The 17,743-nt window shown below is 58.9% G+C and carries 15 protein-coding genes; 12 read left to right on the top strand and 3 right to left on the bottom strand.

The genetic code is table 11. The features are described from left to right. Positions 1–2: 2 nt before the first annotated feature. Positions 3–563, bottom strand: coding sequence for a response regulator transcription factor (locus tag PMI36_RS28070; RefSeq protein WP_008067292.1), 561 nt, complete (start codon positions 561–563; stop codon positions 3–5). After that, positions 556–1,818: an ATP-binding protein gene (locus PMI36_RS28075; RefSeq protein ID WP_008067291.1), complete on the bottom strand. Its 1,263-nt coding sequence runs from the start codon at positions 1,816–1,818 to the stop codon at positions 556–558. The genes PMI36_RS28070 and PMI36_RS28075 overlap by 8 nt, the downstream gene beginning before the upstream one ends. Positions 1,819–2,140: 322 nt before the next feature. On the opposite strand from PMI36_RS28075, the gene PMI36_RS28080 reads away from it, so the two are divergent. Next, positions 2,141–2,860: an SIMPL domain-containing protein gene (locus PMI36_RS28080; RefSeq protein ID WP_008067290.1), complete on the top strand. Its 720-nt coding sequence runs from the start codon at positions 2,141–2,143 to the stop codon at positions 2,858–2,860. Between the two features lie 287 nt (positions 2,861–3,147). On the opposite strand, the gene PMI36_RS28085 is transcribed toward PMI36_RS28080, so the two are convergent. Continuing rightward, entirely contained in the window at positions 3,148–3,516 is a 369-nt protein-coding gene (locus PMI36_RS28085; RefSeq protein WP_008067289.1) for a DUF6124 family protein, read from the bottom strand. A 479-nt stretch (positions 3,517–3,995) separates the two neighbouring features. On the opposite strand from PMI36_RS28085, the gene PMI36_RS28090 reads away from it, so the two are divergent. The 11 genes from PMI36_RS28090 to PMI36_RS28140 all read left to right on the top strand — a co-directional run bounded on the left by PMI36_RS28090 (position 3,996) and on the right by PMI36_RS28140 (position 17,637). After that, on the top strand, positions 3,996–4,478 hold the full coding sequence (locus tag PMI36_RS28090) for a hypothetical protein (protein WP_008067287.1): 483 nt from the start codon (positions 3,996–3,998) through the stop codon (positions 4,476–4,478). A 4-nt stretch (positions 4,479–4,482) separates the two neighbouring features. Beyond that, positions 4,483–4,716 (top strand): hypothetical protein, encoded by a 234-nt coding sequence (locus PMI36_RS28095; RefSeq protein ID WP_008067281.1) that lies wholly within the window; start codon positions 4,483–4,485, stop codon positions 4,714–4,716. Positions 4,717–4,997: 281 nt separating this feature from the next. After that, complete coding sequence (locus PMI36_RS28100; RefSeq protein ID WP_008067279.1) at positions 4,998–6,608, top strand: ABC transporter substrate-binding protein; 1,611 nt, start codon at positions 4,998–5,000, stop codon at positions 6,606–6,608. A 258-nt stretch (positions 6,609–6,866) separates the two neighbouring features. After that, positions 6,867–8,492 carry an ABC transporter substrate-binding protein gene (locus tag PMI36_RS28105; protein ID WP_008067278.1) on the top strand — a complete coding sequence of 542 codons (1,626 nt, stop codon included), beginning with the start codon at positions 6,867–6,869 and terminating at the stop codon, positions 8,490–8,492. Between the two features lie 301 nt (positions 8,493–8,793). Beyond that, on the top strand, positions 8,794–10,395 hold the full coding sequence (locus PMI36_RS28110; RefSeq protein WP_008067276.1) for an ABC transporter substrate-binding protein: 1,602 nt from the start codon (positions 8,794–8,796) through the stop codon (positions 10,393–10,395). Between the two features lie 172 nt (positions 10,396–10,567). After that, positions 10,568–12,001, top strand: a complete 1,434-nt coding sequence (locus PMI36_RS28115) for an OprD family porin (protein ID WP_008067274.1) — start codon at positions 10,568–10,570, stop codon at positions 11,999–12,001. Positions 12,002–12,076: 75 nt separating this feature from the next. Continuing rightward, entirely contained in the window at positions 12,077–13,672 is a 1,596-nt protein-coding gene (locus PMI36_RS28120; protein WP_008067273.1) for an ABC transporter substrate-binding protein, read from the top strand. A 73-nt stretch (positions 13,673–13,745) separates the two neighbouring features. Next, positions 13,746–14,756 carry an ABC transporter permease subunit gene (locus PMI36_RS28125; protein WP_008067272.1) on the top strand — a complete coding sequence of 337 codons (1,011 nt, stop codon included), beginning with the start codon at positions 13,746–13,748 and terminating at the stop codon, positions 14,754–14,756. 10 nt (positions 14,757–14,766) lie between these two features. Further along, positions 14,767–15,678, top strand: a complete 912-nt coding sequence (locus PMI36_RS28130; protein WP_008067271.1) for an ABC transporter permease subunit — start codon at positions 14,767–14,769, stop codon at positions 15,676–15,678. 10 nt (positions 15,679–15,688) lie between these two features. Next, positions 15,689–16,657, top strand: a complete 969-nt coding sequence (locus tag PMI36_RS28135) for an ABC transporter ATP-binding protein (RefSeq protein WP_008067269.1) — start codon at positions 15,689–15,691, stop codon at positions 16,655–16,657. Further along, on the top strand, positions 16,657–17,637 hold the full coding sequence (locus tag PMI36_RS28140) for a peptide ABC transporter ATP-binding protein (protein WP_008067268.1): 981 nt from the start codon (positions 16,657–16,659) through the stop codon (positions 17,635–17,637). Before PMI36_RS28135 ends, PMI36_RS28140 begins: the two co-directional genes overlap by 1 nt. Positions 17,638–17,743: the final 106 nt, after the last annotated feature.

Below are 17,743 nucleotides of genomic sequence, written 5' to 3'. Positions count from 1 at the left end.
GTTCAGCGACGGACTGGACGCTTCTGCAGTTTGCGCTGCAGCGTGCGGCGGTGCATGCCCAAGGCGCGGGCGGTAGCGGAGATGTTGCCTTCGTGCTCGGTCAATACGCGCTGGATGTGCTCCCACTGGAGGCGATCCACAGACATCGGGTTTTCCGGCACCAGGGTGTCGAGGTCGGCGTGCTCGGAGAGCAACGCGGCCAGCACGTCATCGGCGTCCGCCGGTTTGCACAAGTAATTGCAGGCGCCACGCTTGATCGCCTCGACGGCGGTGGCAATGCTCGAGTAACCGGTGAGGATCACCACGCGCATTTCCGGGTCGAGTTCCAGCAGTTTGGGCAACAACACCAAGCCCGAATCGCCGTCCATTTTCAGATCCAGGGCGGCGTAATCCGGTATGTCGGCCTGGGCGATGGTCAGGCCTTCTTCGGCGGACCCTGCGGTAGTCACGCGAAAACCACGGCGAGCCATGGCGCGAGCCATCACGCGGGTGAAGGTTGCGTCGTCGTCTACCAGCAGCAAATGCGGCAGTTCTTCGCCTTCGACTTGGATCTCGTCACTCATGTTCGTCTCCTCGGGCGACACGGGGCAGGCGCAGCTCGGTAAGCGTGCCACCTTCCTCATGACTGTAGAGTTTCACTGAGCCGCCGGCGCGTGTCACGCTGGCCTTGCTCAAAAACAGGCCCAGGCCGAAACCTTTGCCCTTGGTGGTAAAAAACGGTTTGCCAATCTGCTCGGCAATAGCCAATGGCACACCGGCGCCATGGTCGCGAATGCTGATGGTCAAGTCCTCGGCATTCCAGTCCAGCGTCACTTGCAAGCCTTCGGGGCACGCATCGGCGGCGTTGTTCAGCAAATTCAGCAGCGCCTGAGTCAAATCCGGCGGCGGCGCCATGCGCGGCACGGTCCCCTGGCCCAGGCGCTGGAAGCGATAACTGGCTTCCGGGCGCATCAGGTGCCAACGGTTCAGGGCTTCGTCGAGCCAGTCGGTGACGTCTTGCATCTCCACCGCCAAGCGACGATTGGCTTCCGCCGCCCGCACCAACTGCTGCAAGGTCTCTTTGCAAAGTTTGACCTGATCCTGCAGCACGCTCAAATCGTCCTGCAACAGCGGGTCTGGATGATCCTGGCGCATTTCCTTGAGCAGCACGCTCATGGTCGCCAGCGGTGTGCCCAGCTCATGGGCGGCACCCGCCGCCTGGGTCGCGACGGCCAGTAATTGCTGATCGCGCAGGCCTTCTTCGCGACGAATGGCGCGCAATTCTTCCTGACGACGCAGCTCTTCGGCCATGCGGGCGGCGAAGAACGTGATCACCGCCGCCGCCAGGGCAAAGCTCAGCCACATGCCGTAGATCTGCAGGTTTTCCCGGGCGATCGGGAACGTTTCCAGCGGGTAGAACTGCGCCAGCAGCAACGTATACAGCGCCAGGGCGATACCCGACAGAATCACCGAATAGCGCCATGGCAGCGTCACGGCGGCGATGGTCAGTGGCACCAGGTAATAAGAGACGAACGGGTTGGTCGAGCCGCCGGAGAAGTACAGCAAGGCACTGTGGATAAACAGGTCGCAGGCCAGTTGCACGGCGTATTCGAGCTCGGTCACCGGCCACGACGTGCGCAGACGAACCGCCGTGAACGCGCACAGCAACATCGAGCAACCCAGGGTCATTGCCAGTTGCACCCACGGCAACGGCAACAGGTCGAACCAGTAGGCCAGCCCCACAGAACCGGCCTGAGCGGCCAGCACCAACGTGCGGATGAACGTAAGCCGCCAGAGGTTCTGGCGAGTGGCGGAAGTGATTTGAACGGGGGCGAGCATGAGCTCTCCTGATGAGCGCTCCAGGCGGATCGCACGGAGTATAACCAAGCCGCGGGCCTGAGAGGCGAAAGTGCGGCAAACGACCACATGGCAGAAAGAATTGCTGCGTCTATAAGGACGCCTTCGCGGGCAAGCCACGCTCCCACATTGGAATGCGTTCCCCTGTGGGAGCGTGGCTTGCCCGCGATTGGCTGCGAAGCAGCCACCTGCTGATTATCTGTATAGAAGTTGTAACTGTGCGAACCGGACCATTGAAGCTAGAGTCTGATGGTTTCACGCAGGTTCGGACCTTAACCCCTGCGCATCGTCCAAGGAGCTTTTCATGCACACATTGCGCCGCAGCGCCGCCCTTCTTGCCTTAAGCGTTGGCACCGTCGCCAGCCTTCCAGCCCTGGCCGTCGACGAACTGCATTACAACCAGATCTCCCTGCGCGCCGAAGTCAGCCAGGAAGTGGCCCGCGACCTGATGATCGTGACCCTCTACACCGAAGAGCAAAACAGCGACCCGGCCAAACTCGCCGCCGACGTCAGCACCACCATGAACAAGGCGCTGGCACAGGCTAAAGAAGTCAAAGACATCACCCTGCGCCAGGGCAGCCGCAACAGCTACCCGATCTACGACACCAAAGGCCAGAAAATCATCGGTTGGCGTGAACGCGCCGAACTGCGCCTGGAAAGCTCGGATTTCGCCGCCCTCTCCAAACTCACCGGTGAACTGCTCACCGACCTGAAAATGGGCGGCATGGACTTCGCCATCGCCACCCCAACCCGCAAGGCCAGCGAAGACGCCCTGCTCAAGGAAGCCGTGACCGCCTTCAAGTCCCGCGCCCAACTGGCCACCGACGCCCTGGGCGGCAAGAGCTACAAAATCGTCAACCTGAACCTCAACAGCAACGGTTATCCACAGCCGTACATGCGCGGGCCGATGATGATGAAAGCCGCGGCCGGCATGGATTCAGCGCCGGTGACGCCGGAAGTTGAAGCCGGCACCAGCCAGGTCAGCATGACGGCGGACGGGGCGATTGAAGTGTTGATGCAGTGATTGGTAAGGGTTGAACGAAAACCGGCGATCAATAAGTGATCGCCGGTTTTTTTGTGCCCTGAAGAAATGGAGTTTGTCCGTCAGGCCTTGTGTTGATTGACCTGCCGTCAATCGCGGGCAAGTCGAATCGTCGCACCGCCGCTCTCACAAGGTCATGCGCCAACTTCAAATCAGCACAAATCCTGTGGGAGCGGGCTTGCCCGCGAAAGCGGTGTGTCAGTCACTGCGATGTTGGATGTACCGCCGTCTTCGCGAGCAAACCCGCTTCCACATTGTTTGCGGAGGGTCTACGCCAGATCTACGTTATCCAACGCCCGATTCACCGCCAACTCCGCCAGCATGATGATCTGTTGAATCGCCAACACTGTATTGCGCTGCGGGCCGATCAGGTGGGTGGCGAAATCGCTGGCCAGGACACTGGCCGAGGCCAATGACTCGCAGGCTTGTGCCAACAGGCTTTCGGTATCCATGTTGGGGGCGATCATATACATCGTGCTGGGACGACGGGGTGTCGGGGCGTATGGGGCGGGTGGATCGAGGTAGTAATCGAGGGCGCGTTTTATGGCTTCGCGGTCTTTGAGTAATTCTTCGGTGCGCGAAGCTTCGGCGTTGGGGGTGGTGGTGTTGAAGGGTGGGTCCGGGATTAACTTATCCATGCAATTTTCCTTTTGAAATTGGAGCCATCAATTTCCGATCTCACTCGGCGAAGAGGTGGCAGCTATGTGCGGTGTGAGATTACCGGCAAAAGGAACCCGGCCAGACCGAGGTCTGCCCGCACACAGCCGCCATAACGCATTTGCTGGCAGCGGATAAGCTGACGGCAATTATGGAGTGGCTCGCGTGGGTTTCCAATCGTTTAGCCGGGATCTCACTCCCGATCACTGAGTTTTCAGTGACAGCCAAAAGATTAGAGGCACTGCTTCCTACCCGGCAACCTGAAAAATGCGTGGGAAAGCTCTATGGCCAAGACTAATTTCTTAAACACCCATTAACAGATTGGCCGGTTGTCAGGCAGCCTTCGCGAGCAAGCCCGCACACAGCAGGGCGGTGTCATCTGCTTTTGATTTTGCATTTGCGAAAGCCCAGGAGCTAAGAGAAACTCCCTGCCTTTCCAGACTCGATAAGGATGCGAGCATTGAAGTTTGAAAGGGATCAGTTTTCCGGCGACCATGGAATTGTCTTCAACGTATCGCGCTTCACTCTGTCAGCCAGTGAACGGGGTGGCCTCAGAACACTGCATTTTGGTGAAGCGAAAGCCGCCCACTATGAAGTGAGCAATCTGGTGGTGGAGCTCTACGACAAAATGCTCGCCAAGGATTTGCCTTGCCAAATGATGGTCGGGATCTCCAAACCCCTGACCCGGCTACAGGGGGATTTACTCAATGCCCAACGAACAAGTATCGCCAACCTCACCAGTGGTGTTTTCGCCGCAGCGGCAGGTAAATTCATGCCCGCTGCGGCCATCCCGGTGGGATGGGCAGTCCGCGAGTTCACGCTGAGCACATTGCCGACTTATCACGCCGGCGATGTCATCGTCAGCCTGGATGCACAGGTCAGCGGCGGCATAGGCCCTCAGCACTCAGCATCGTCCATGATCATCAAGACTCAAGGCGGGTGAGACCATGAACGAATATGGCCTGTACGCCGTGGCTTATGCAGTGTTCCTGCTGTTGTTCTTCTATCTGAAATCCTATGGCCTCAGAAAATGGCTGGGCATTGCGCTGGTCGCTCTGGGGTTTTCGAGTATTTTGATGCTGCCGCCTTTCATCGCAGGCTTCGATCTGGGCATCGTTTCAACCAATGCTATCGCCCTCGGGGCTGCGCTGTTTTTTAGTCGGACCCGGTATGCGGCGTGAGCCATGCGCTCATTCAAGCAACGTGAAACGGAATTCACTTCACCCAAAACGCCCGCCTGACACCGCTTTGCGTAGGAGCTGCCGAAGGCTGCGATCTTATGACGTTGATTTTCAAGATCAAAAGATCGCAGCCTTCGGCAGCTCCTACAGTCCGCCATCAACGCAAAAACCGGCCGACTATGCCCGGATAGAGGGGTCCCCCTCAAAAAACGATATTTCCGCCCGCCCCACCAACAACGCTACCCTCAGGAAAACACCGCAGCCAAACCCACGGGGACTCCATGGAAAGAACCACCGTCAAACCACTTCTGCTTGCTCTCGCCCTCGCTACAACCGCATCACTCGCACAAACCGCCCAAGCCGCCACCACCCTGGTCTACTGCTCCGAAGCCAGCCCTGCCGGCTTCGACCCCAGCCAATACACCAGCGGCACCGACTTCGACGCCTCAGCCGAAACCGTCTTCAACCGCCTCACCCAATTCAAACGCGGCGGCACCGAAGTCGAACCCGGCCTGGCGACAAGTTGGGATGTCTCCCAGGACGGCCTCAGCTACACCTTCCACCTGCGCGACGGAGTGAAATTCCACACCACCGACTACTTCACCCCGACCCGCGACTTCAACGCCGATGACGTCCTGTTCACCTTCCAGCGCCTGCTCGACCCGCAGAATGCGTTCCGTAAAGCCTACCCGGCCGAGTCGCCGTACTTCACCGACATGGGCCTGAACACCACGATCAAAAGCATCGACAAGATCGACGACCACACCGTGCGCTTCAGCCTGAACAACATCGACGCCGCATTCGTGCAGAACCTCGCCATGAGCTTCGCCTCGGTGCAGTCCGCCGAATACGCCGCCCAACTGTTAAAGGAAGGCAAAGCCGCCGACCTCAACCAGAAACCGGTCGGCACCGGCCCGTTCGTGTTCAAGCGCTATCAAAAGGACTCGCAGATCCGCTACGCCGCCAACAAGGCCTACTGGAAGCCCGAGGACGTGAAACTCGATAACCTGATTTTCTCGATCACACCCGATGCCGCCGTGCGCTTGCAGAAGCTCAAGGCCGGCGAGTGTCAGGTCAGCGGCTACCCGCGCCCGGCAGACATCGAAGTCATGGAGAAAGACCCGAACCTGACCGTGCTCAAACAGGCCGGTTTCAACCTCGGCTTCCTCGCCTACAACGTAACCCATCCGCCGCTGGACCAGCTCAAGGTCCGTCAGGCCCTGGACATGGCTATCGATAAACCGGCGATCATCAAGGCTGTCTACCAGAGTGCCGGGCAGCTGGCGCAGAACGCCCTGCCCCCGGCGCAATGGTCCTATGACCCGACCATCAAGGATGCACCGCACGACCCGATCAAAGCCCGCGCGCTACTAAAAGAAGCAGGGGTTGCGCCCGGTACGACTATTAATTTGTGGGCCATGACGGTGCAGCGTGCCTCCAACCCGAATGCGCGGATGTCGGCGCAGATGATCCAGCAGGATTGGGAGAAAGTCGGGATCAAGGCCAACATCGTCAGCTATGAATGGGGTGAGTACATCAAGCGCGCCAAGAACGGCGAGCACGACGCGATGATCTACGGCTGGACCGGCGATAACGGTGACCCGGACAACTGGCTCGGCGTGCTCTACAGCTGCGCTGCGGTGAAAGGTAGCAATTACGCCAAATGGTGCGACCCGGCCTACGACAAGCTGGTGCAGCAAGCGAAGGTGTCTACTGACAAACAGCAGCGGGTCAAACTGTACCAGCAGGCACAGCAAATCCTTAAGCAACAAGTACCTATCACACCTGTTGCCAACTCGACCGTGTTCCAGCCACTGCGCAAGGAAGTCACCGACTTCAAGATCAGCCCTTTCGGCCTTACACCCTTCTATGGCGTGAGTATAAATAAGTAACACCAGGCGCCAACCGGGTGCACCAGACGCCCCGGTTGCCCCTTGTCGGTGCGCGTTTTGCACCGTAAAAAACCTGCGCAAACGGTCAAATGTGCGGGAATTTATACATATGCGACATTAAGGTACGTTCGTGCCACTGTTTAAGGTTTGGAGCCATTCAGGATCTTGCATTGGGTATGGCCCCTGCATAAGTATCCGCAGGTCGACTCACGAGGTCGTCCTCTAATTCCAAAAATGACAACAAATCATGAGGCCACCATGCTTAAACACGCGGTCATTCCGTTTTTAGTCGGCGCAAGCTTATTAGCCAGCGCACCTTTCGCCCAAGCGGCGACTAACCTGGTGTTTTGCTCCGAAGGGAGCCCGGCCGGTTTCGATCCTGGTCAGTACACCACCGGAACCGACTTCGACGCCTCTGCAGAAACCATGTTCAACCGCCTGACCCAGTTCGAGCGCGGCGGCACCGCCGTTATTCCTGGCCTGGCGACCAAGTGGGACATTTCCGATGACGGCCTGACTTACACCTTCCACCTGCGTGAAGGCGTCAAGTTCCACACCACCCCGTACTTCAAGCCAACTCGTGAGTTCAACGCCGACGACGTGCTGTTCACCTTTAATCGCATGATTAACAAGGATGATCCGTTCCGTAAGGCGTACCCGACTGAATTCCCGTACTTCACCGACATGGGGATGGACACCAACATCACCAAGATCGATAAAGTCGACGACCACACCGTCAAGTTCACGCTCAAAGAAGTTGATGCCGCGTTCATTCAGAACATGGCCATGAGTTTCGCCTCGGTCCAGTCCGCCGAGTACGCTGCCCAGCTGCTCAAGGAAGGCAAAGCCGCCGACATCAACCAGAAGCCGGTCGGTACTGGCCCGTTCGTGTTCAAGAGCTACCAGAAAGACTCCAACATCCGCTACACCGGGAACAAGGACTACTGGAAGCCTGACGACGTGAAGATCGACAACCTGATCTTCGCCATCACCACCGACCCGTCGGTACGCATCCAGAAGCTGAAAAAGAACGAGTGTCAGATCACCCTGTTCCCTCGTCCGGCCGATCTGAAGGCGTTGAAGGAAGACAAAACCCTGAAGGTGCCTGACCAGGCCGGTTTCAACCTGGGTTACATCGCCTACAACGTGATGGACAAGATCAAGGGCAGCGATCAGCCAAACCCGATGGCTCAGTTGAAAGTGCGGCAGGCACTGGACATGGCCGTCAACAAGCAGCAGATCATCGATTCGGTTTACCAGGGCGCCGGCCAACTGGCCGTCAACGCCATGCCACCCACCCAATGGTCTTATGACACCACCATCAAGGACGCGCCATACAACCCTGAGAAAGCCAAAGAGCTGCTCAAGGAAGCCGGCATCAAGGAAGGCACCGAGATCAACCTGTGGGCGATGCCGGTGCAACGTCCCTATAACCCCAACGCCAAGCTGATGGCCGAAATGCTCCAGTCCGACTGGGCCAAGATCGGTATCAAGGCCAAGATCGTCACCTACGAATGGGGCGAGTACATCAAGCGCTCCAAAGGCGGCGAAAACGGCGCGATGCTGATTGGCTGGAGCGGCGACAACGGTGACCCGGACAACTGGCTGAACGTGCTGTTCGGCTGCGATTCGCTGCAAGGCAACAACTTCTCCAAGTGGTGCGACAAGAAGTTCGACGGCATCGTCAAGGAAGCCAAGCGCACCACCGATCAGGCCAAGCGCACCGAACTGTACAAACAGGCGCAACACGTCCTCAAAGATGCTGTTCCAATGACACCTATCGCTCACTCGACGGTGTTCCAACCCATGCGCGACAACGTGCAGGACTTCAAGATCAGCCCATTTGGCTTGAACTCCTTCTACGGCGTCAGCGTCAGCAAATAAGAAAAGGCAGCGGCGACGTTTTCAGCGACGCCGCTGCTTTTTTCTGCCGAAAAGATAGGAATTTGCCTACATCCTAATCCGCTGTCTGACGCAGCCAGGGGTTAGGACGCGTTGCCTTTTCCTACGAGTCTTTAGGACTCAGCGCATTTACTGCCAGACCCACGGCACCTACCGTCGGGATCTGACCAGCGATTGCGTGGCTATCGGTTTGCTGCCCGTATTGGTTTGAGCTCAATGCAGCCACACCTCCCCAGACGGGGTCGTGGCGCATTGAATAAACACTACAAAAAGAGGGAGCGTCATGCGCCATACCTTGGTTTTATCCGCATTGCTGGGCACCGGCCTGCTGGCCGTCACTTCCATTAGCCAGGCCGCCAATAACAGCCTGGTGTTTTGCTCCGAAGGCAGCCCGGCGGGTTTCGACACCGCGCAATACACCACGGCGACCGATAACGACGCCGCCGAGCCGCTGTACAACCGATTGGCAGAGTTTGAAAAAGGCGCCACCAACGTCGTACCGGGCCTGGCAACGAGCTGGGATATTTCCGAGGACGGCCTCAAGTACACTTTTCACCTGCGCGAAGGGGTGAAATTTCATACCACCAAGTACTTCACGCCTACCCGCGATTTCAACGCCGATGACGTGCTTTTTACCTTCAATCGCATGCTCGATCCGCAGCAACCCTTCCGAAAGGCTTATCCAACCGAGTTCCCGTATTTCAACGGGATGAGCCTGAACAAGAACATCGCCAAGGTCGAGAAGACCGGGCCGCTGACCGTGGTGATGACGCTCAACAGTGTCGACGCCGCGTTCATCCAGAACATCGCCATGAGCTTCGCCGCGATCCTGTCCGCCGAGTACGCCGATCAGTTGCTGGCCTCCGGCAAGCCGAGCGACATCAACCAGAAGCCGATCGGCACTGGCCCGTTCGTGTTCAAGAGCTACCAGAAAGATTCCAACATCCGTTACAGCGGCAACAAGCAGTACTGGGACCCGAGCCGGGTCAAGCTCGACAACCTGATTTTCGCCATCAACACCGACGCCTCGGTGCGCGTGCAGAAGCTCAAGGCCAACGAATGCCAGATCACCCTGCACCCACGCCCCGCCGATGTGACCGCGCTGAAAAACGATCCGAAACTGCAATTGATCGAAAAGCCCGGGTTCAACCTTGGTTACATCGCCTATAACGTGCGGCACAAACCGTTCGATCAGCTCGAAGTACGCCAGGCGCTGGACATGGCGGTGAACAAGCAAGGCATTCTCAACGCCGTCTATCAAGGCGCCGGTCAACTGGCGCAAAACGCCATGCCACCGACCCAGTGGTCCTACGACGAAACGATTAAAGACGCCGCCTACAACCCGGAAAAGGCCAAGGAATTGATCAAGGCCGCCGGCGTCAAGGAAGGCACCGAAATCACTCTCTGGGCCATGCCGGTTCAGCGTCCGTACAACCCCAACGCCAAGTTGATGGCCGAAATGCTCCAGGCGGATTGGGCGAAGATCGGCCTCAAGGTCAAGATCGTCAGCTACGAATGGGGCGAGTACATCAAGCGCACCAAGAACGGCGAGCACGACATCAGCCTGATCGGCTGGACCGGTGACAATGGCGACCCGGACAACTGGCTTGGCACGCTGTACAGCTGCGATGCCATTGGCGGCAACAACTACTCCATGTGGTGTGATCCGGCTTACGACAAGCTGATCAAGCAGGCCAAAGTCGTCACTGACCGTGACCAGCGCACGGTGCTCTACAAACAGGCGCAGCAGTACCTCAAGCAGCAGGTGCCCATCACGCCGGTCGCCCACTCGACGGTCAACCAGCCGTTGAGCGCCAAAGTCGAAGGATTCAAGGTGAGTCCTTTCGGTCGTAACGTGTTCTCGGGCGTCAGTATCGACCAATAACCGATTAGCCAGAACGCTGGGGGCGGATTACGCCCTCACGCCAGCGTATTGCCGTAATTCGCCAATCCGGCCTATAGCAAACGTTTGCGATGCCTGCATGAGTTCTAAACCAAATAGCCGGATCACCGAAAAAGACCGGCATTAAAAAAAAAGAAAGTAAGGAGCTTCACCCATGAAACTGAGCAGCACCGCGTTATTGGCCTTGGCCATCAGCAGCGTGACCGCCACGGCGTACGCAGAATCCCAAAGCCAGGCGTTCACGCCGGTTACCGTTAAAGAGAAAAGTGCCCAGAGTGAAGCCACAGGCTTTGTCGAAGGCCAATCGATCACTGGCAGCACGCGTAACTGGTACGCCAATGAGCAACTGAAGCGCGGCGCCACGTTCAGCTACAAGAAAAACGGTGTGTCGACCCCGACTGACCGTCGTATCAACTGGGTTCAGGGCACTATCCTCAAGTACAACTCCGGTTTCACCGAAGGCACCGTAGGTTTCAGCACCGAAGTGGCGGCCTACAACGCTATTGCTCTGGATCGTGATCGCAAGGATCTGGCGTCCAATAATGGTGGCGCACCGGGTACCCGTTCTGGCGCGGGCAACAACCGCACACTGACCGAGGAAGGTGGCGACGCCGTCGGCCAGTGGAGCAAGCTGGGCCTGGCCAACGTCAAGGCCCGCGTGTCCAACACCACCCTCACTGCCGGCCGCCAGAACTTCAGCAGCCCGATGGTCGATGTCATCGGTAACCGTGCGTTGCCTTCGAGCTTCCAGGGTGTGAGCCTGCACAGCGAAGAGTTGGAAAACCTGAGCTTCGACGTCGGCACGTTCGATCGCAACTCTCCACGAACCGAACAAAGCCAGCGCAAGTTCCGCACCGAATACGCCAACGGCATCGTTGAAACCGATCACGTCCACACGGCCGGTATCACTTACACGCCATTTGCCAGCCTGACCACCAGTCTGTGGGGCACCCAGGCTGAAGACCTGTGGAACCAGTACTACTTCGGCGCCACTCATGTGCTGGGCGACAGCTCGATCCTGAGCCTGACCACCGGCCTGAACTACTACAAAACCCAGGAAGAAGGTAAAGCCCTTATCGGCAAGATCGATAACGACACCTACTCCCTGTCGTTCGGCCTGACCCACCAGGCTCACAGCCTGACCTTCTCTTACCAGGAAATTAACGGTAACGAGTACTTCGACTACCTGCACGAAACCAACGGCATCTACCTGGCCAACTCCCTGCTGTCGGACTTCAACGGCCCGAACGAGAAGTCCTTCCAGATTGCCTACGGTCTGAACATGGCTGAATACGGCGTACCTGGCCTGAAGTTCAACATCTATCAGGCTCGCGGCTGGGGCATCGACGGCACTCACTACACCGGCAACGGCGGCGTGACGGACAAGGGTTACGACGGTATCCAGAACCAGGATGGCGAACACCACTATGAATACGGCATCGGTGCTTCGTACGCCGTGCAGAGCGGCCCACTCAAGGCCACCGCTATCCGCGCGACCTACACCGCTCATCGCGCCAGCGAAAACCAGGTGGATGGCAGCATCAACGAGTTCCGTCTCGTGACCACCATCCCGTTCAACATTTTGTAAAACCCATGCCGGCGGCTGACTCATGATGAGTCGGCCGTCTGGTTTTTCTGTTCAACCGATTGCAGAGGGCTCTAGATGAAAATGCTTCCCCTACGAGCGGCCATCGCTGCCGCGTTGCTGAGTGTCGCCGTCGGCGCCTCGGCCAAACCCTTGGTGGTCTGTACCGAAGCCAGCCCGGAAGGCTTCGATATGGTCCAGTACACGACTGCAGTCACAGCCGATGCGGTGGCCGAAACCATCTTCAATCGTCTGGCGGACTTCAAGCCCGGCACCACTGAAGTGATCCCGGCACTGGCCGAGTCGTGGGACATCAGCGACGACGGTCTGACCTACACGTTCCACCTGCGCAAAGGCGTCAAGTTTCACACCACCGATTACTTCAAGCCGACCCGCGACATGAATGCCGACGACGTGGTCTGGAGCTTCCAGCGTCAACTGGACCCGAAACACCCATGGCACAAACTGTCGAGCGTGGGCTTCCCGTACTTTGAAAGCATGGGCTTCAAAGAGCTGCTCAAAAGCGTCGAGAAAGTCGACGACAACACGGTCAAATTCACCCTGACCCGCCGTGAAGCGCCGTTCCTGGCCGACATCGCCATGGCCTTCTCCTCGATTTACTCCGCCGAGTACGCCGATCAGTTGCTCAAGGCCAATAAGGCCGGCGACCTGAACAACAAGCCGATCGGCACCGGCCCGTTCGTCTTCCAGCGTTACGCCAAGGACGCTCAAGTCCGCTTCAAGGCCAACCCGGACTACTTCCGTGGCAAGCCACCGGCTGAAGCGCTGGTCCTGGCGATTGCCACCGACAACAACGTGCGCCTGCAAAAGCTCAAGGCCAACGAGTGCCAGATCGCGCTGTACCCGAAACCGGATGACATCCCGAGCATCAAGAAAGACACCAACCTGAAGGTTGATGAGCTGAACGCGATGACCGTGTCCTATGTCGCCATGAACACCGCCCGCCCGTACATCAGCGATGTGCGCGTGCGTAAAGCCATCGACATCGCCTTCGACAAGGCGGCGTACGTCAACGCGTTGTTCGGCAAGGGCAATGCGACCGTGGCGGTCAACCCGTACCCGGACACCCTGCTGGGCTACAACCACACACTGACCAACCCGCCGCGTGATCTGGACAAGGCTCGCGCCTTGCTCAAAGAAGCCGGCGTACCGGAAGGCACCACGTTTACCCTGTTCACCCGTAACGGCGGCGGCCCGACCAACCCGAACCCGATGCTCGGCGCGCAGATGATGCAGGCCGACCTGGCCAAAGTCGGGATCAAGGTCGATATTCGGGTCATGGAATGGGGCGAAATGCTCAAGCGCGCGAAAAACGGCGAGCACGACATGGTGTCCGCCGGCTGGGCTGGCGATAACGGTGATCCGGATAATTTCCTGACGCCGATGCTCAGTTGCGAAGCGGCCAAGAACGGCGAAAACTACGCTCGTTGGTGCAATGAAAAGTTCCAGGCGCTGATCGACGAAGCACGGGCTAAAGTGAACCCGGACGAACGCACGGCGCTCTACGAACAGGCCCAGGCCATTTTCAATCAGGACCAGCCGTGGATCAGCATGGCGCACACCCGTATGTTCACTGCAATGCGCACCAACGTAGAGGGCTATCACATTAGCCCCCTCACCACTAATAACTTCGCCACCACCCAGGTGAAGTAGATAAGAAACGCCCGGCATCGCTGACCCCAGCGCTGCCGGGCACGCCTAACCGGCTGATGAGGTACCACACAAGATGTTTAGTTTTATTGCCCGCCGATTGGGGTTATTGATCCCCACGTTCTTCGGCATCACCTTGCTGACTTTCGCGTTGATTCGCATGATTCCAGGCGACCCCGTGGAAGTAATGATGGGCGAACGTCGGGTCGACCCCGAAATGCATGCTCAGGCAATGGAACGCCTAGGTCTGAACAAACCCCTGTATGCCCAATACCTGGATTACATCGGCAAGTTGGCCCACGGCGATCTCGGCGAATCCCTGCGTACCCGTGAAAGCGTCTGGACCGAGTTCAGCTCTCTATTCCCCGCGACCCTGGAACTGTCCATGGCCGCCCTGTTATTCGCCGGCATCCTGGGCCTTCTGGCCGGGGTGATCGCGGCACTCAAGCGAGGATCCCTGTTCGACCACGGGGTGATGGGCATCTCCCTGACGGGATACTCGATGCCGATCTTCTGGTGGGGCCTGATCCTGATCATGTTCTTCTCGGTGAGCCTGGGCTGGACCCCGGTGTCCGGGCGGATCGACCTGCTCTACGACATCGAGCCGCGCACCGGCTTCATGCTGATCGATACGCTGCTGGCCGACGACGTCGGGGCGTTCTTCGATGCCCTGCATCACCTGATCCTGCCGGCCATCGTGCTCGGCACCATCCCGCTGGCGGTGATCGCGCGGATGACCCGTTCCTCGATGCTCGAAGTGCTGCGTGAAGACTACATCCGTACCGCCCGCGCCAAAGGCCTGTCGCCATCGCGCGTGGTGTTCGTTCACGGCCTGCGTAACGCACTGATTCCGGTACTGACCGTGGTCGGCCTGCAAGTCGGCACGCTGCTGGCCGGTGCGGTCCTGACCGAAACCATTTTCTCCTGGCCCGGCATCGGCAAATGGCTGATCGAAGCCATTGGCGCACGGGACTATCCCGTGGTGCAGAACGGCATCCTGTTAATCGCCTGCCTGGTGATCCTGGTCAACTTCGTGGTGGACATCCTCTACGGCTTTGCCAACCCACGCATCCGTCATCAGCGCTGAGATCAAGACCATGACCACTCTCACTACACCGGTAGCAGTCGATCAAAGCCTGCTGTATCCGTCCCCGTATAAAGAATTCTGGCACGCGTTCTCCAGGAACAAAGGCGCCGTCGCTGGCCTGATGTTCATGCTGCTGGTGATTTTCTGCGCGATCTTCGCGCCATGGGTTGCACCGCATGACCCAAGCGAGCAATACCGCGACTTCCTGCTGACCCCGCCGTCCTGGCTGGAAGGCGGGCAAATCCAGTTCCTGCTCGGCACCGATGAACTGGGTCGCGACCTGCTGTCGCGGCTGATCAACGGTTCGCGCCTGTCCTTGCTGATCGGCTTGTCGTCGGTGGTGATGTCGCTGATTCCGGGCATCCTATTGGGTCTGTTCGCCGGGTTCTTCCCGCGCGTGCTCGGCCCGACCATCATGCGTCTGATGGACATCATGCTGGCCCTGCCGTCCCTGCTGCTGGCCGTGGCGATTGTCGCCATCCTCGGCCCTGGCTTGATCAACACCATTATTGCCATCGCCGTGGTTTCGTTGCCGTCCTATGTTCGTCTGACCCGCGCCGCGGTGATGGGCGAATTGAACCGCGACTACGTGACCGCCGCGCGCCTGGCCGGTGCCGGCCTGCCACGCCTGATGTTCGTCACCGTGCTGCCCAACTGCATGGCGCCACTGATCGTGCAGGCCACCTTGAGTTTTTCTTCGGCAATTCTCGATGCCGCGGCACTGGGCTTCCTCGGCCTTGGCGTACAACCGCCAACGCCTGAGTGGGGTACCATGCTGGCTTCGGCTCGTGACTACATCGAACGTGCCTGGTGGGTGGTGAGCTTGCCTGGTTTGACCATTTTGCTCAGCGTGCTGGCAATCAACTTGATGGGCGACGGCCTGCGCGATGCGCTAGACCCGAAACTCAAGAACGCCGCCTGAGGAGATTCAAATGTCACTGTTAGAAATCAAGAATCTCAACGTTCGCTTCGGCGACGCCAACGCCGTTCCGGTGGTCGACGGTCTCGACATTACCGTGGACAAAGGCGAAGTGCTGGCCATCGTTGGCGAATCGGGTTCCGGCAAGTCCGTGACCATGATGGCGCTGATGGGCCTGATCGAGCATCCGGGGATCGTCACCGCCGATGCCCTGAATTTCGACGGCAAGAACATGCTCAAGCTCAGCAACCGTCAGCGTCGGCAAATCGTCGGCAAAGACCTGGCCATGGTCTTCCAGGACCCGATGACCGCGCTGAACCCGAGCTACACCGTCGGTTTCCAGATCGAAGAAGTGCTGCGCCTGCACCTGAAAATGTCCCGCAAGGACGCCCGCAAGCGTGCCATCGAACTGCTGGAAAAAGTGGAAATCCCGGGCGCCGCTAGCCGTATGGACGCCTATCCGCATCAACTCTCCGGCGGCATGAGCCAGCGTGTAGCAATCGCCATGGCGATTGCCGGCGAACCGAAACTGCTGATCGCCGACGAACCGACCACCGCGCTGGACGTAACGATTCAGGCGCAGATCATGGACCTGCTGCTGGCCTTGCAAAAAGAGCAGAACATGGGCCTGGTGCTGATCACCCACGACCTCGCGGTCGTGGCCGAAACCGCCCAGCGCGTGTGCGTGATGTACGCCGGCCAAGCGGTTGAAGTCGGTCAGGTGCCACAACTGTTCGACATCCCGGCGCACCCGTACAGCGAAGCACTGCTCAAGGCCATTCCGGAACACAGCCTGGGCGCCGCGCGCCTGTCGACATTGCCGGGCATCGTTCCCGGTCGTTACGACCGCCCGCAAGGCTGCCTGTTGTCGCCGCGCTGCCCATACGTGCAGGACAACTGCCGCACTCAGCGTCCGGCCCTTGACCCGAAAAGCAACAGCCTCGCCCGCTGCTTCTACCCGCTGAATCAGGAGGTGGCGTAATGGCCGTCGTACTTACCGCCCGCAACCTGACCCGTCACTACGAAGTGTCCCGAGGCCTGTTCAAGGGTCATGCGACCGTGCGCGCCCTCAACGGTGTGTCGTTCGAACTGGAAGCCGGCAAGACCCTCGCCGTTGTGGGCGAATCGGGTTGTGGCAAATCCACCTTGGCCCGGGCCCTGACGCTGATCGAAGAACCGTCCTCCGGTTCCTTGAAAATCGCCGGGCAGGAAGTCGCTGGTGCCGACAAGGCTCAGCGCAAGCAGCTGCGCAAAGACGTGCAGATGGTGTTCCAGAGCCCGTACGCGTCGCTGAACCCACGACAGAAAGTCGGTGATCAGCTCGCCGAACCGCTGCTGATCAACACCAACCTGAGCGCCTCGGAACGTCGCGAGAAAGTCCAGGCGATGATGAAACAGGTGGGCTTGCGGCCTGAGCATTACCAGCGCTACCCGCACATGTTCTCCGGCGGTCAGCGCCAGCGGATTGCCCTGGCCCGCGCGATGATGCTGCAACCCAAAGTGCTGGTGGCGGACGAACCGACCTCGGCGCTGGACGTATCGATTCAGGCGCAGGTACTGAACCTGTTCATGGATTTACAGCAAGAGTTCAACACCGCCTACGTGTTCATCTCCCACAACCTGGCGGTGGTGCGCCACGTCGCCGATCACGTGATGGTGATGTACCTCGGCCGTCCGGTGGAAATGGGCCCGAAAGAGGACATCTACACTCGCCCTCTGCACCCCTACACCCAGGCGCTGTTGTCGGCCACTCCGACCATCCACCCGGACCCGACCAAGCCGAAAATCAAGATCGTCGGCGAACTGCCAAACCCGCTGAACCCGCCGTCCGGCTGCGCCTTCCACAAGCGCTGCCCGTACGCGACCGAGCGCTGCACCACAGAAGAACCGCTCCTGCGCCTGGTCGACACCCGTCAGGTGGCTTGCCACTACGCCGAGCAATTCCTCGACGGCACGGCGTAAAAACCGTGGGAGCGGGCCTGCTCGCGAAGGCGTCGTGTCAGTCACCATCACCGTTGACTGACAGATTGCTTTCGCGAGCAAGCCCGCTCCCACAGGGACTGAGTTG

The sequence above is a fragment of the Pseudomonas sp. GM79 genome, from assembly GCF_000282495.1.
Classification (GTDB): Bacteria; Pseudomonadota; Gammaproteobacteria; order Pseudomonadales; family Pseudomonadaceae; genus Aquipseudomonas.
This window is presented reverse-complemented; position numbering and strand designations above follow the sequence as displayed.

Bases quoted from the DNA above. Each gene is read 5' to 3' on its own strand.
- PMI36_RS28125 (WP_008067272.1), top strand. From the start codon at position 13,746: ATGTTTAGTTTTATTGCCCGCCGATTGGGGTTATTGATCCCCACGTTC.
- PMI36_RS28075 (WP_008067291.1), bottom strand. From the start codon at position 1,818: ATGCTCGCCCCCGTTCAAATCACTTCCGCCACTCGCCAGAACCTCTGG.
- PMI36_RS28130 (WP_008067271.1), top strand. From the start codon at position 14,767: ATGACCACTCTCACTACACCGGTAGCAGTCGATCAAAGCCTGCTGTAT.
- PMI36_RS28085 (WP_008067289.1), bottom strand. From the start codon at position 3,516: ATGGATAAGTTAATCCCGGACCCACCCTTCAACACCACCACCCCCAAC.
- PMI36_RS28135 (WP_008067269.1), top strand. From the start codon at position 15,689: ATGTCACTGTTAGAAATCAAGAATCTCAACGTTCGCTTCGGCGACGCC.
- PMI36_RS28115 (WP_008067274.1), top strand. From the start codon at position 10,568: ATGAAACTGAGCAGCACCGCGTTATTGGCCTTGGCCATCAGCAGCGTG.
- PMI36_RS28110 (WP_008067276.1), top strand. From the start codon at position 8,794: ATGCGCCATACCTTGGTTTTATCCGCATTGCTGGGCACCGGCCTGCTG.
- PMI36_RS28120 (WP_008067273.1), top strand. From the start codon at position 12,077: ATGAAAATGCTTCCCCTACGAGCGGCCATCGCTGCCGCGTTGCTGAGT.
- PMI36_RS28100 (WP_008067279.1), top strand. From the start codon at position 4,998: ATGGAAAGAACCACCGTCAAACCACTTCTGCTTGCTCTCGCCCTCGCT.
- PMI36_RS28095 (WP_008067281.1), top strand. From the start codon at position 4,483: ATGAACGAATATGGCCTGTACGCCGTGGCTTATGCAGTGTTCCTGCTG.
- PMI36_RS28140 (WP_008067268.1), top strand. From the start codon at position 16,657: ATGGCCGTCGTACTTACCGCCCGCAACCTGACCCGTCACTACGAAGTG.
- PMI36_RS28080 (WP_008067290.1), top strand. From the start codon at position 2,141: ATGCACACATTGCGCCGCAGCGCCGCCCTTCTTGCCTTAAGCGTTGGC.
- PMI36_RS28070 (WP_008067292.1), bottom strand. From the start codon at position 563: ATGAGTGACGAGATCCAAGTCGAAGGCGAAGAACTGCCGCATTTGCTG.
- PMI36_RS28105 (WP_008067278.1), top strand. From the start codon at position 6,867: ATGCTTAAACACGCGGTCATTCCGTTTTTAGTCGGCGCAAGCTTATTA.